Source organism: Klebsiella sp. SWET4, assembly GCF_024296565.1.
GTDB classification, from domain to species: Bacteria; Pseudomonadota; Gammaproteobacteria; order Enterobacterales; family Enterobacteriaceae; genus Klebsiella; species Klebsiella variicola.
The window spans coordinates 405539-418867 of sequence record NZ_JANCOB010000001.1; the positions used below are offsets into that span (position 1 = coordinate 405539).

The window sequence follows — 13329 nt, forward strand, 5'->3', positions numbered from 1 at the left end:
ATAGCTTATGATGACGAGACATACCTTCAGGGCATAACGGACTGGCGATGAAGCGACTGAAAACTGAATTGAATGCGCTGGTCAACCGCGGGGTTGACCGGCATTTACGTCTGGCGGTGACCGGCCTGAGCCGGAGCGGTAAAACGGCGTTTATCACCGCGCTGGTCAATCAACTATTGAATATCCACACGGGCGCCCGCCTGCCGCTGCTGAGCGCCGCACGCGAAGAGCGGCTGCTCGGCGTCAAGCGCGTGCCGCAGCGGGACTTTGGCATTCCCCGATTCACCTACGACGAAGGGCTGGCCCAGCTTTACGGCCAGCCCCCCATGTGGCCAACCCCGACGCGCGGGGTGAGCGAGATCCGTCTCGCGCTGCGCTACCGTTCGAATGACTCCCTGCTGCGCCATTTTAAAGATACCTCCACGCTGTATCTGGAGATCGTCGACTATCCGGGCGAGTGGCTGCTCGACCTGCCGATGCTGGCACAGGATTATCTGAGCTGGTCACGACAGATGACCGGGCTCCTGCAGGGACAGCGTGCGGAGTGGTCGGCCCGCTGGCGGCAGCTGTGCGCCGGGCTGGATCCGCTGGCCCCTGCCGACGAGGCCCGTCTGGCAGATATCGCCGCCGCCTGGACGGACTATCTGCACGCCTGTAAGCGCGAAGGGCTGCACTTTATCCAGCCCGGGCGCTTTGTCCTGCCCGGTGAAATGGCGGGCGCGCCGGCGCTGCAGTTTTTCCCGTGGCCCGACGTCGACGCCGTCGGCGAAGCCAAGCTGGCGCAGGCCGATAAACACAGCAACGCCGGCATGCTGCGCGAACGCTACAAATACTATTGCGAAAGGGTGGTTAAGGGGTTCTACAAAGAGCACTTCCTGCGCTTCGACCGGCAGATTGTGCTGGTGGACTGTCTGCAGCCGCTCAACAGCGGGCCGCAGGCCTTTAACGATATGCGTTTGGCATTGACCCAGCTGATGCAAAGTTTCCATTACGGGCAGCGCACCTTGTTTCGCCGGTTGTTTTCGCCGGTTATCGACAAGCTGCTGTTTGCCGCCACCAAAGCTGACCACGTCACGGTCGATCAGCACAGCAATATGGTGTCGCTCCTGCAGCAACTGATTCAGGACGCGTGGCAGAACGCCGCCTTTGAGGGGATCAGTATGGATTGCCTGGGGCTGGCGTCCATTCAGGCGACCCAGAGCGGGCTGATTGAGGTGAATGGCGAGAAAATTCCCGCCCTGCGCGGCGATCGGCTGAGCGACGGCCAGCCGTTGACCATCTATCCCGGCGAGGTGCCGGCGCGTCTGCCGGGCCAGGCCTTCTGGCAGCAGCAGGGATTTCAGTTTGAAAACTTTCGTCCGCAGGTCATGGATGTCGATCGGCCTTTACCGCACATTCGCCTCGACGCGGCGCTGGAATTTTTGATTGGAGATAAACTGCGATGAGCGAACCGTTAAAACCGCGGATTGATTTTGATGGTCCGCTGCAAGCGGAAAAAATTCCGCCGCTGAAAAGCGCGCGCGCCTTCGACACCCTGGAGGCCGACAACTTCGCGCCAGCGCGGCTGGTGACCGGCGAAGAGGAAGAGGGGGCGGCGGAAGCGGTGGTGGAGTCGGTCCTGCGACCCAAACGCAGCCTGTGGCGGCGGATGGTCAGCGCCGGACTGGCGATCTTCGGCGTCAGCGTCGTGGCGCAAGGCGTGCAGTGGACGGCTAACGCCTGGCAGACCCAGGACTGGATTGCGCTGGGCGGCTGCGTCGCCGGGGCGCTGATCGTCGGGGCCGGCGTCGGATCGGTGGCCACCGAGTGGCGCCGTCTGTGGCGACTGCGCCAGCGCGCCCACGAACGCGATGAAGCGCGCGATATGCTGCACAGTCACGCGGTCGGCAAAGCGAAAGCCTTTTGTGAGAAGCTGGCGCAGCAGGCCGGGCTGGATCAATCGCATCCGGCGCTGCAGCGCTGGTATGCCGCGATCCACGAAACGCAAAGCGACCGGGAAGTGGTGAGCCTTTATGCGCAGCTGGTGCAGCCGGTGCTGGATGCCCAGGCGCGGCGGGAAATCAGCCGTTCTGCGGCGGAGTCGACGCTGATGATTGCCGTCAGCCCGCTGGCGCTGGTGGATATGGCGTTTATCGCCTGGCGTAACCTGCGGCTGATCAACCGAATTGCCACGTTGTACGGCATTGAGCTCGGGTATTACAGCCGTCTGCGACTGTTTCGCCTGGTGTTGCTGAATATCGCTTTTGCTGGCGCCAGCGAACTGGTGCGCGAGGTGGGGATGGACTGGATGTCGCAGGATCTGGCGGCCCGGCTGTCGGCGCGCGCCGCACAGGGCATCGGCGCCGGACTGCTGACCGCCCGCCTCGGGATCAAGGCGATGGAGCTGTGCCGCCCGCTACCGTGGATCGCCGATGATAAACCGCGACTCGGCGATTTTCGTCGCGAGCTGATTGGGCAGTTGAAAGAGACCCTGCAGAAAAGCAAAACCAGTCCGGAGAAGTAACCTCCGCTCAGAGACATTGCCGGGCGGCGGCTTCGCCTTGCCCGGCCTACCGGGCAGGTTGGATCCCGGCTCGCCCAGGCGTTCATTTAACCACTGACCGCCTGACTTTACGGCACAACGCCCATTTTTCCGCCATGCTGTCAATAATTGTTGACAGTTAGCTTCCCGAAAACTCATTCCTGTCCTATTATTCTCCCGTCATTGGCACTTTTAGGGTGAACACTCCCATGCGTCTTGAAGTCTTTTGTGAAGACCGTCTCGGTCTGACTCGTGAATTGCTCGATTTGCTGGTGCTGCGCGGCATTGATCTACGTGGTATCGATATTGACCCTATAGGCCGAATTTACCTCAATTTTGCCGAACTGGAGTTCGCCACGTTCAGCAGCCTGATGGCAGAGATCCGCCGTATCGCCGGCGTGACAGACGTGCGCACCGTGCCGTGGATGCCGTCTGAGCGTGAACACCTGGCGCTCAGCGCGCTGCTGGTGGCGATGCCGGAGCCGGTGCTGTCGCTGGATACCAAAGGCAGGGTGGAACTGGCCAACCCCGCCAGCTGCCTGCTGTTTGGCCAAAGCCAGGCGAAGCTGCGCAACCATCCGGTGGCCCAGTTGATCGCCGATTTTAACGTTCAGCGCTGGCTGGAGAGCAGCCCGCAGGAGACGCATGCGGAGCATGTGGTGGTGAATGGACAGAACTATCTGCTGGAAGTGACCCCGGTCTATCTGGAAGGGGAGCATAACGAACGGGTGCTGACCGGCGCCGTAGCGATGCTGCGCTCAACCGTGCGCATGGGACGCCAGCTGCAGACCATGACCAGCCAGGACACCAGCGCCTTCAGCCAGATCCTCGCGGTGGGGCCGAAAATGCGCCACGTGGTGGAGCAAGCGCGCAAGCTGGCGATGCTCAGCGCGCCGCTGCTGATTGTCGGCGACACCGGCACCGGCAAAGATCTGCTGGCCCATGCCTGCCATCTGGCCAGCCCGCGGGCGGGCAAACCTTATCTGGCGCTCAACTGCGGCTCCATTCCCGAGGACGCGGTCGAGAGCGAGCTGTTTGGCGACGCGCTGCAGGGTAAGAAGGGCTTCTTCGAGCAGGCCAACGGCGGCTCGGTGCTGCTGGATGAAATTGGCGAGATGTCGCCGCGAATGCAGACTAAGCTGCTGCGCTTCCTCAACGACGGCACCTTCCGCCGAGTTGGCGAGGATCATGAAGTGCACGTCGATGTGCGGGTGATCTGCGCGACGCAGAAAAACCTGGTCGAACTGGTGCAGAAAGGGCTGTTCCGCGAAGATCTCTACTATCGCCTCAACGTCCTGACGCTGTATCTGCCGCCGCTGCGCGACTGCCCGCAGGACATTATGCCGCTGACGGAGCTGTTCGTGGCCCGCTTTGCTGATGAGCAGGGCGTCCCGCGGCCGAAGCTCTCCGCCGATCTCAGTACGGTGCTCACCCGCTACAGCTGGCCCGGCAACGTTCGCCAGTTGAAGAATGCTGTCTATCGCGCGCTGACCCAACTGGAGGGATTTGAGCTGCGTCCACAGGACATTCTGCTGCCGGACCATGACGTCGCGTCGCTGCCGGTGGGCGAGGAGGCCATGGAAGGGTCGCTGGACGACATCACCCGGCGCTTTGAGCGCTCGGTGCTGACCCAGCTCTATCGCAGCTACCCCAGCACCCGTAAGCTGGCGAAGCGGCTGGGGGTGTCGCATACCGCCATCGCCAATAAACTGCGTGAATATGGTCTGAGTCAGAAAAAGGGCGACGAATAATCCCGCCAGGCCGGCGACCCACGTCGCCGGCATTCGGCCTGCAAAGCGGGCCAAACCTGTATATACTGGTTTTTTAATCCTTTTTCCGGGGTGGTGCATCTTGGCGTCGCGTCGCGCGATCGGGCACTGGCTGACATTGCTGCTGCTCTCTGTTCTCTTTTCCTCGCTGCTGTTACGCCTTCATTTGCCGGCAGCGCTACTGCTGGGGCCGCTGATCGCCGGTCTCATTTTGAGCCTGCGCGGGGTGAAGCTGAGCATCCCTCGTCCCTGTTATCTGGCGGCGCAGGCCATCGTCGGCTGCATGATCGCCCGGGCGATTAATCCCTCTGTTTTTGGCGTGCTGTTCAACAACTGGGCGCTGGTGCTGGCGATCCTGTTGACCACCCTGGCGATTAGCGGCCTCACCGGCTGGTTGCTGGTTCGCTACAGCGCGCTGCCGGGCGCCACCGGTGCCTGGGGAAGCTCTCCCGGCGGCGCGTCGGCAATGGTGGTGATGGCCCAGGAGTACGGGGCCGATGTGCGGCTGGTGGCGCTGATGCAGTATCTGCGGGTGCTGTTTGTCGTCGGCGCGGCGGCGCTGGTGGTGCGCTATGCGTTGGGCAATGAAGCGCAGGAAATGACTCAGGATATTGTCTGGTTTCCATCGTTGACCCTGAATTTCCCTTTCACGCTGCTGCTGACGGCGCTAGCCTGTTGGCTGGGCATGCGGCTGCGCATCCCCTCCGGGGCCATGCTGTTGCCGATGCTGCTCGGCGCGCTGGTCCAGGGCAGCGGCTGGATGATGCTGGAGCTGCCGGAGTGGCTGCTGGCGATGGCCTATGCGGTGCTGGGCTGGACGGTGGGGCTGCAGTTTAATAAAGCCATTTTTCTGCTGGCGCTGAAGACGCTGCCGCAGATTATCGCCTCTATTCTTGGGCTGATCCTGATGTGCGCCCTGATGGCCCTCGGCCTGACCCACATTCTGCAGATGGACTTTATGACCGCCTATCTGGCCACCAGCCCTGGCGGCCTGGACACGGTGGCGATTATCGCCGCCGGCACCCGGGCGGATATGTCGTTCATTATGGCGCTACAGACGTTGCGGCTGTTTACCATTTTACTGACCGGCCCGGCGATGGCGCGGGCTATCTCCCGCTATGCGCCACGGCAATAAAAAAGCCCCCGCAGAGCGGGGGCTGAGTACATAGATTGTCCGCGGGCGTGATGCGCCCGGGCACTCTGTTATCAGGCTTTCAGGGCGGCCAGCGCGGCGTCGTAGTCCGGCTCTTCGGTGATTTCATTCACCAGCTGGCTGTAGACGACCTGATCATTTTCATCGATAACGACCACGGCGCGAGCGGCCAGGCCAGCCAGCGGACCGGCGGCGATGGCGACACCGTAGTCAGCGAGGAACGACGCGCCGCGCAGCGTGGAAAGGGTCACCACGTTGCTCAGGCCTTCCGCGCCGCAGAAGCGGGACTGGGCGAACGGCAGGTCAGCGGAAATGCACAGCACCACAGTGTTGTCCAGTTCAGCGGCCAGCTGGTTGAATTTACGCACTGATGCGGCACACACGCCGGTATCAATGCTCGGGAAAATATTCAGTACTTTACGTTTGCCGGCGTACTGGCTCAGCGCGACGTCAGAGAGATCTTTGGCGACCAGCGTAAACGGCTGCGCTTTAGCGCCTGCCTGCGGAATGGTGCCCTGAACAGAAACGGGGTTGCCCTGGAAATGCACGGTTTGTGACATGGTTATCTTCCTGTTTACATATAGTTAACGTCACGAGTAGTGTATGACATCCGCCAGCTACACGGCAAACCCTATTTAACATTGACCAGAGAGGACAAGGGAATGCGCAACGTGCGAGTGTATGAGGAAGCCTGGCCGCTACATACCCCTTTTGTGATCGCCCGCGGCAGCCGCAGCGAGGCAAAAGTGGTGGTGGTGGAACTGGAGGAGGACGGTGTGAAAGGGGTGGGCGAATGCACGCCTTATCCCCGCTATGGCGAGAGCATCGCTTCGGTCATGGCCCAGGTGATGGCGATCGGCGAGCAGCTGGAAGCGGGCCTCACCCGCGAACAGCTGCAGCGGCTGCTGCCGGCAGGCGCCGCGCGCAATGCCGTTGACTGCGCGCTGTGGGATCTGCAGGCGCGGCGCGAAGGCAAAACCTTGTCCCAGTTGCTGGGCGTGGCGTTGCCCAACCGGGTGATCACCGCCCAAACGGTGGTCATTGGTACGGCGGATCAGATGGCGGCCAGCGCCGCGGCGCTGTGGCAGAAAGGTGCCCAGCTGTTGAAAGTGAAGCTTGACGACCGGCTGATCAGCGAGCGGTTAATCGCTATCCGTCAGGCGGCGCCGGAGGCTACGCTGATTGTCGACGCCAATGAATCCTGGCACAGCGAGGGGCTGGCGGCGCGCTGTCAGCTGCTGGCGGACCTCGGCGTGGCGATGCTCGAGCAGCCGCTCCCGGCTGACGCCGATGTGGCGCTGGAAAACTTCGTTCATCCGCTGCCGATTTGCGCCGACGAGAGCTGCCATACCCGAGAGAGCCTGCCGAGGCTGCGCGGGCGCTATGAGATGGTCAATATCAAACTGGATAAAACGGGCGGTCTGACCGAAGCGCTGGCTCTGGCCGGGGAGGCGGAACGGCAGGGGTATGAGCGGATGCTGGGCTGTATGCTCTGCACCTCGCGCGGGATCGCCGCCGCGCTCCCCCTGGCGCCGCTGGCGCGCTTCGCCGACCTCGACGGCCCGACATGGCTGGCGGTGGACGTTGAGCCGGCGCTGCGGTTCAGCACCGGCGTGCTTCATCTTTAAGCCTGCCAGCGCAGCAGATCGGTCATCGCCGGCAGGTAACGCTCCGTTGCCTCGTCGGCGGAGACCGGCGGGAACTCGGCGGTGATGCAGGGGAGCCCGATATCCGCGCACCAGCTGCCAAAGGAGCCCGGCGTGTCGTAGCCCACGCTGCCCACCAGCGGCAGGGAGAAGGCGTTGGCCAGCCAGTGCCCCAGCGGGCTGTGGCCCGGGTCTTCGATACAGGCCAGCGGATCGTGAAAGGAGACCACCCACGCCGGATGGATCTGGTGGATCAACTGACACAGGGCCTGGGTCTCCCGCTCCGAACCCGGCTGCTCGCCGGTCAACAGCACCACGTCGCGTTCCTCTGCCGCGCTGTTCCAGCGATAAACCGTTTCCCCTTGTTTCCAGTTAGCGGCCGGAAAGTTACGGTTGAGGTCAACGCCGCGGGCATTGGCACGCAGCCCGAGCTGACAGCCGTCAGGGTTGACCGTTAGCACCACGTGGTGACGGCGCAGCTCGGGTTTCAGAGTGCGCAGGGCGCAGGAGAGGGTCACAATCGACGAATTTTCATCACCGTGGGTGCCGGCAATAATCAGGCCGCTACGGCTGTCGGCCTGCGGCGCAGGAAACCACAGCAGCGGCGCGCCCAGTTCCGAGCTGCCGTACTGCCGGGTTCCCGGCGGAAAGTCGCCGCGCTGGGGGCGAGGGCGTGAAATAGACATAGGGCTTCCTGTGTGTCGTTATTATTCAGTGTTGGCGAAAAGCGTGTCGGGATCAAACCCATTCCCTGAGGCGTGAAATCCGACGACACATCAATTTTCTATCATATGTCGTTTGCAATTTCAGGTGATGAAACAAATAATTATCGCTCTGTTGGCGGTATTTTTTTCATTTTAAAGGGGATCTTATGAAGTATCCTGTCGCTTTGACATGCGGCGCGCTGTGGTTAGCCAGCGTATCTTCTTTAGCCTGGGCGGCGGACGTACCGCCGGGCACGGTACTGGCGGAAAAACAGCTGTTAGTACGCCATATCAAAGATGAACCCGCCTCGTTAGATCCCGCCAAAGCGGTGGGCCTGCCGGAAATCCAGGTGATCCGCGATCTGTTTGAAGGTTTAGTCAATCAGGATGCGAAAGGCAACCTGGTTCCAGGCGTGGCGACCCGCTGGCAGAGCAACGATAACCGCGTCTGGACCTTTACCCTGCGCGATGACGCGCGCTGGTCCGACGGCACGCCGGTTACCGCCGAGGATTTCGTCTATAGCTGGCAGCGTCTGGTGGATCCGAAAACCACTTCGCCGTTCGCCTGGTTCGCGGCGCTGGCGGGGATCGCCAACGCGCAGAACATTATCGACGGCAAAGCCGCGCCGGAGACCCTGGGGGTTACCGCCGTCGACGCCCACACTCTGCGGGTGCAGCTGGATAAACCACTGCCGTGGTTCAGCAACCTGACCGCCAGCTTTGCCTTCTACCCGGTACAGAAGGCGAATGTCGACAGCGGCGCGAACTGGACGCGGCCCGGCAGCCTGGTGGGCAACGGCGCCTATGTTCTGAAAGATCGCGTGGTCAATGAAAAGCTGGTGGTGGTGCCGAACACGCACTACTGGGATAACGCCAAAACGGTGATCCAGCAGGTCACCTTTGTGCCGATCAACCAGGAGTCCGCCGCCACCAAGCGCTATCTCGCTGGCGATATCGATATCACCGAATCTTTCCCGAAAAATATGTATCAGAAACTGCTGAAGGATATTCCGGGGCAGGTATATACCCCGCCGCAGCTGGGTACCTACTATTACGCTTTCAATACCCAAAAGGGGCCGACGGCGGACGAGCGGGTGCGACTGGCGCTGAGCATGACCATCGATCGCCGGGTGATGGCGGAGAAAGTACTGGGAACCGGGGAAAAACCGGCCTGGCGTTTCACGCCGGACGTGACGGCGGGCTTCACCCCCCAGCCGTCGCAGTTTGAGAGTATGAGTCAGGCCGAACTTAATGCCCAGGCGAAAGCCCTGCTGGCTGCCGCCGGCTATGGCCCGAATCGTCCGCTGAAGCTGACGCTGCTGTATAACACCTCTGAGAATCACCAGAAGATTGCCATCGCGGTGGCGTCGATGTGGAAGAAAAACCTCGGCGTGGAAGTGAAGTTGCAAAACCAGGAGTGGAAAACCTATATCGACAGCCGTAACACCGGCAATTTCGACGTGATCCGCGCTTCGTGGGTAGGGGACTACAACGAGCCGTCCACCTTCCTGTCGCTGCTGACCTCCACCCACAGCGGAAATATCTCGCGCTTTAACGATCCGGCGTACGACAAAATCCTCGCCCAGGCGGCGGTGGAGAATTCGGCCAAAGCGCGTAACGACGATTACAACGCGGCGGAGAAGATCATTATGGTCAAAGCGCCGATTGCGCCGATCTACCAGTACACTAACGGCCGGCTGATTAAGCCGTGGCTGAAAGGCTACCCGATCACCAACCCGGAAGATGTGGCCTACAGTCGTACCATGTATATCGTGAAGCACTAACCGGTCGTGGTTGCCTGACAATGTCAGGCAACCCTTGCTACGCCGGTAGCGAAAAGCCCATCAGGTCTGCCGAAGAGGAGTAATACCGAGCCGTTTCCTCCTCCATCACGCTCGTAAGCAGTTCGTTAACCTTTATCTTATGTCCGGGCAAATTTCCCCGCGCTTTGGCAATAATTTCCCCATCGCTAAGGGGCCGCTCGGCGCTGCCCAGGGGTTTGTAGCGTTCCTGCACTGCACATTCGCCACGGCTGTTTGTGACCACAACGCGCGCGCCAGGCTGGCGTGCCGGACCGTTCATTCGTTGTGTAAATTCAGGTGTGACAGTGGCCGTGACTTTATCCGCCAGCGCCAGCAAGGCTGGGTTTTGCATATTGTCTTCAGTATACCAGTCGGCACCCGGCGCCAGGCCAGCGGCGATCGCTGCCAGCGTCCACGGCAGGCTGAACTGCGCGTCGGTCACCGTTTGCGGCCGATAGTCCATCATATCATTGACCAGGCGGGGGAAGCTTTGTACCTCAATGGTGCGGAGATCCGCAACAGACCAGCCGGTCTGCTGCATGATGCCCTCCATGCATTCCAGCGCGCAGGCCAGCCAGCGGCAGGCGGGATATCGCTTAAAGCTACCGTAGCCAGCGTACCAGTGACTGCCGAGCTCATCGGTCAACCTGTCTGGCGCGAACTGGTCGGAGCCAATCATCCGCCAGAAACCCTGTTCGCCATCGAGTACATCACGGCTGCCGCTGAGGCCTTGCTGCGCCATGATCACCGCCTGCACGGCGGCTTGCGCGGCGGGCGCCACGGCATCTTTGAGCGACAACAGCGGCCGTTGTCGCCAGTTATACTGGTGCAGACTGGGGAGCGGTGTTAACGCGGCGGCCAGGCCCACCGCGTGATGTAATTGCTCAGGGTTTAACCCCAACAACCGACCGGCTACCACGGCTGCGCCGATGGATTGATGCTGCGCCACGCCGTAGACCTGGCTGAAGCGTTCTGCCGAAGGCTGGATGGCGTGGATGAGCCGGTTATTCACCTCGAAACCGGCCGCCAGGGTGGTAATCAGCACGTCCTGAGCTACCGGCTCAGGATTGAGGTCAAGCGCAACCATCGCGGCGGCAACCAGTGTGGCCCCCGGATGGCCGAGCCCTTTGCCGTCGATCTCCACACCGTCATCGTGATCCAGGCCGTTTATCATGGCGGCGTTCGCGAACGCGGCCGCCAATGGGCTGAAACCGGACTCACCGAAGACGCTACAGTGACCGTTTCCGCCAAATAGCCGGGAGGCGCGTATCATCGGTTCGCTGACCCGGTGGCCACTGGCCGCCCAACCGCAGGCGAGGGCATCCAGTAAATGCAGTCGAATTTTGCGCCGAACGGGAGCCGGGATAGCTGGCGCAGATAAGGTACTGGCAAAATTGACCAGCTGGCGTGTTGCGGAAATAGTCATGGTTACTCAACGTTTGAAGTAGCGGCTGCGGATCCGGCGCTCGGCATAGCTTGCCAGCAGTGACAGCGGAAGAATGGTGGCGACGAAAAACAGCGCCACAAAAGTCAGTGTCTCCAGAGGGCGGAAGGTGGCGGTACTCAGCCGTTGCCCTTGATAGAGGATCTCACCCGTTGCGATATAACTCGCCAGCACGGAATTCTTAACCGACATCACGCACTGGCTGACAAACGCCGGTAAAATTCGCAAAAAGGCTACCGGCGCGGTAATGCGAACTAATACTTTCAGCGGTGACATCCCCACCGACAGGCCCGCTTCGACCAGACCATGATCGACCGATTGCATACCAGAACGAAATATTTCAGCGAAAAATACGCTGCCATATAACGAGATGGCGAGGACACAGGTCAGATACGAGGAGAGGGTCAGGCCGAACAAAATGGGCAGACAGTAGTAGGCCCAGACAATCAGCACCAGAGGGGGGATTGAACGCACAATCTCAATCAACCCCTGGGTGGGTAAGCGGATGACCGCCCTGGACGCGCCGCGCAACGGGGCCAGCAGCGCTCCGCCAAGAATGCTTAACGTGACTGAGGCCAGCACAATTTTAAAGGTGGTCAATATCCCTTCCAGCAAAACCGCGTGATATTGCCACAGTATTGAGAAATCCCAGTGATAAGACATTAGCGCAGCTCCTCTGCCGTTACGCCGGACAGCGTCATAAAGCGTCGGATAGGGGCATCGGGCGGCCGTGACCAGATCTCCTGAGGGGATGCTTCTTCCACCAGTTTGCCATTATCCATCAACAGCAGCCGACTACATACCTGCAGGGCAAAACGCATTTCATGGGTAACCACCAGCATGGTGGTGCCGCTGGCCGCCAGTTCGGAAATAACGGACAGCACCTCCCCGACAGATTCCGGATCGAGTGCGGAAGTCGGTTCGTCAAACAGGATCACTTGCGGCGCCATGGCCAGGGCGCGGGCGATAGATACCCGCTGCTGCTGACCGCCTGAAAGTTGAACCGGGAAGTCTCCGGCTTTTTCTTGCAGGCCCATACGCGTGAGCAGCGCCATGGCTTTTTCGATGGCTTTTTTACGCGGCAAGCCCAGGACCTGTACCGGACCTTCAATAATATTCTGCAATACACTGCGGTGTGGCCACAGATTAAAGTGCTGGAATACCATTGTCATTGAGGCACGCTGGCGCGCTAACGTGCGCTGTGTGACCTGTTTTCTCTGCGCGCCGTGAAAGCCTATTTCTTCCTCACCCAGCCAAATATGCCCACTATCAGGGACTTCAAGCATGTTCAGGCAACGCAGCAGGGTGGATTTACCCGCGCCGCTGCGGCCAATGATGCCAATCACCTCCGAGGGACGAACCGCGAAGGAAACATCATCTATAATTTTATTACCTGAAAATGATTTGCTAAGCGCTTCAATTTTCAGTAACGGTAATAATGATTGTGGGTTCATCAGAGTTATTTCGCTGGGTGAGTATATTTCTGCCATATTTTTTTCAGCGTGCCGTCTTTATCCAGCTGTTCGAGCCGTCCATTCAGCCACGCCTGTAATTCCGGTCGTTCTTTACGCAGGCCCATATTGGTTGCCTGTTCTTTGACCGGCTGTGGAATAATCATCGTGCCCTGATGACGCTTTTGAATATATTGCGCCATCTGGATATCGTTAGTGACGATGGCATCCGCGCGGCCGCTCTCCATCTGGAGCTGCATGTTGTCGCTATCGGGAACGATAATCCACTGGGCTTTGTCCAGTTGAGGCTGCAGCAGCGTGACGGCTGCCGAGCCATCAATCGCGCTGAGCCTGGTCTGCGAAGTGTTGATGGTGTCCCAGCGCTGATATTTCTGCGTCTCTTTTTCCAGAGTCAGGACGCCCATCTGGTGCGAGCCCATAGGGCGGGTAAAGTCGACGGCTTTGGCCCTTTCTGGCGTATTATTAAAACCACCTAAAATATCGAAGCGGTTGGACTGTAAACCCGCGACGGCGGTGCCCCATTGCGTATCAACGTATTCAATCTTGATATCGGTGTTTTTAAATATCGCCTGCACAACATCCGGAACCAGCCCGGTCCACTGGTTGGTCAGCAGATCTTTCTGATACCACGGCGGTGCGTTGACCGCACCGACGCGGATCACATGGTCTGGCAGAATCGTATTGATTTCTTCCCCGGCCTGAGCAGGAGACTGGGCTAAGAACATCCCCGGTATAAGCAACAATATCGACATGAAGCGTGACGTGAAAAATTTCATTTTATGCCCTCTGGTGAATATAATTATGGATTCTATAACCCT

The 13329-nt window shown here is 60.0% G+C and carries 13 protein-coding genes; 7 read left to right on the forward strand and 6 right to left on the reverse strand.

The window, feature by feature from the left end:
• Nucleotides 1-47: 47 nt before the first annotated feature.
• From NKJ21_RS02230 to NKJ21_RS02245, 4 genes are all read left to right on the forward strand, one after another.
• Nucleotides 48-1445, forward strand: coding sequence for a YcjX family protein (locus NKJ21_RS02230; protein WP_023297458.1), 1398 nt, complete (start codon nucleotides 48-50; stop codon nucleotides 1443-1445).
• Nucleotides 1442-2503 carry a YcjF family protein gene (locus NKJ21_RS02235; protein ID WP_008805232.1) on the forward strand — a complete coding sequence of 354 codons (1062 nt, stop codon included), beginning with the start codon at nucleotides 1442-1444 and terminating at the stop codon, nucleotides 2501-2503. Before NKJ21_RS02230 ends, NKJ21_RS02235 begins: the two co-directional genes overlap by 4 nt.
• Nucleotides 2504-2730: 227 nt before the next feature.
• Nucleotides 2731-4272 (forward strand): transcriptional regulator TyrR, encoded by a 1542-nt coding sequence (tyrR, locus tag NKJ21_RS02240; protein ID WP_012542019.1) that lies wholly within the window; start codon nucleotides 2731-2733, stop codon nucleotides 4270-4272.
• Nucleotides 4273-4372: 100 nt separating this feature from the next.
• Nucleotides 4373-5425, forward strand: coding sequence for an AbrB family transcriptional regulator (locus NKJ21_RS02245; protein WP_044650176.1), 1053 nt, complete (start codon nucleotides 4373-4375; stop codon nucleotides 5423-5425).
• Between the two features lie 71 nt (nucleotides 5426-5496).
• Here the strand turns inward: NKJ21_RS02245 and tpx are convergent, their stop codons facing one another.
• Nucleotides 5497-6003, reverse strand: a complete 507-nt coding sequence (gene tpx, locus NKJ21_RS02250; RefSeq protein ID WP_008805229.1) for a thiol peroxidase — start codon at nucleotides 6001-6003, stop codon at nucleotides 5497-5499.
• 102 nt (nucleotides 6004-6105) lie between these two features.
• Between tpx and ycjG the strand changes: the two genes are divergently transcribed.
• Nucleotides 6106-7071 carry an L-Ala-D/L-Glu epimerase gene (ycjG, locus tag NKJ21_RS02255; protein ID WP_239270344.1) on the forward strand — a complete coding sequence of 322 codons (966 nt, stop codon included), beginning with the start codon at nucleotides 6106-6108 and terminating at the stop codon, nucleotides 7069-7071.
• On the opposite strand, the gene mpaA is transcribed toward ycjG, so the two are convergent.
• Complete coding sequence (mpaA, locus tag NKJ21_RS02260) at nucleotides 7068-7775, reverse strand: murein tripeptide amidase MpaA (RefSeq protein WP_032739682.1); 708 nt, start codon at nucleotides 7773-7775, stop codon at nucleotides 7068-7070. The genes ycjG and mpaA overlap by 4 nt on opposite strands.
• Before the next feature lie 72 nt (nucleotides 7776-7847).
• Here mpaA and NKJ21_RS02265 point away from each other — a divergent pair, with 72 nt between their 5' ends.
• Entirely contained in the window at nucleotides 7848-7964 is a 117-nt protein-coding gene (locus tag NKJ21_RS02265) for a hypothetical protein (protein WP_012542015.1), read from the forward strand.
• The gene (locus NKJ21_RS02270; RefSeq protein WP_022066380.1) at nucleotides 7961-9577 is read left to right on the forward strand and encodes an ABC transporter substrate-binding protein; all 1617 of its coding nucleotides are present in this window, start codon (nucleotides 7961-7963) and stop codon (nucleotides 9575-9577) included. The genes NKJ21_RS02265 and NKJ21_RS02270 overlap by 4 nt, the downstream gene beginning before the upstream one ends.
• A 37-nt stretch (nucleotides 9578-9614) precedes the next feature.
• Here NKJ21_RS02270 and NKJ21_RS02275 read toward each other — a convergent pair whose 3' ends face one another.
• The 4 genes from NKJ21_RS02275 to NKJ21_RS02290 are packed head-to-tail and all read right to left on the reverse strand — an operon-like array spanning nucleotide 9615 to nucleotide 13287.
• The gene (locus tag NKJ21_RS02275; protein ID WP_086631182.1) at nucleotides 9615-11021 is read right to left on the reverse strand and encodes an MmgE/PrpD family protein; all 1407 of its coding nucleotides are present in this window, start codon (nucleotides 11019-11021) and stop codon (nucleotides 9615-9617) included.
• Between the two features lie 6 nt (nucleotides 11022-11027).
• Nucleotides 11028-11702: an amino acid ABC transporter permease gene (locus NKJ21_RS02280; RefSeq protein WP_012542012.1), complete on the reverse strand. Its 675-nt coding sequence runs from the start codon at nucleotides 11700-11702 to the stop codon at nucleotides 11028-11030.
• On the reverse strand, nucleotides 11702-12493 hold the full coding sequence (locus NKJ21_RS02285; RefSeq protein WP_008805223.1) for an amino acid ABC transporter ATP-binding protein: 792 nt from the start codon (nucleotides 12491-12493) through the stop codon (nucleotides 11702-11704). Before NKJ21_RS02285 ends, NKJ21_RS02280 begins: the two co-directional genes overlap by 1 nt.
• A 5-nt stretch (nucleotides 12494-12498) precedes the next feature.
• Nucleotides 12499-13287 carry an ABC transporter substrate-binding protein gene (locus NKJ21_RS02290; RefSeq protein ID WP_016160850.1) on the reverse strand — a complete coding sequence of 263 codons (789 nt, stop codon included), beginning with the start codon at nucleotides 13285-13287 and terminating at the stop codon, nucleotides 12499-12501.
• Between the last annotated feature and the right edge of the window lie 42 nt (nucleotides 13288-13329).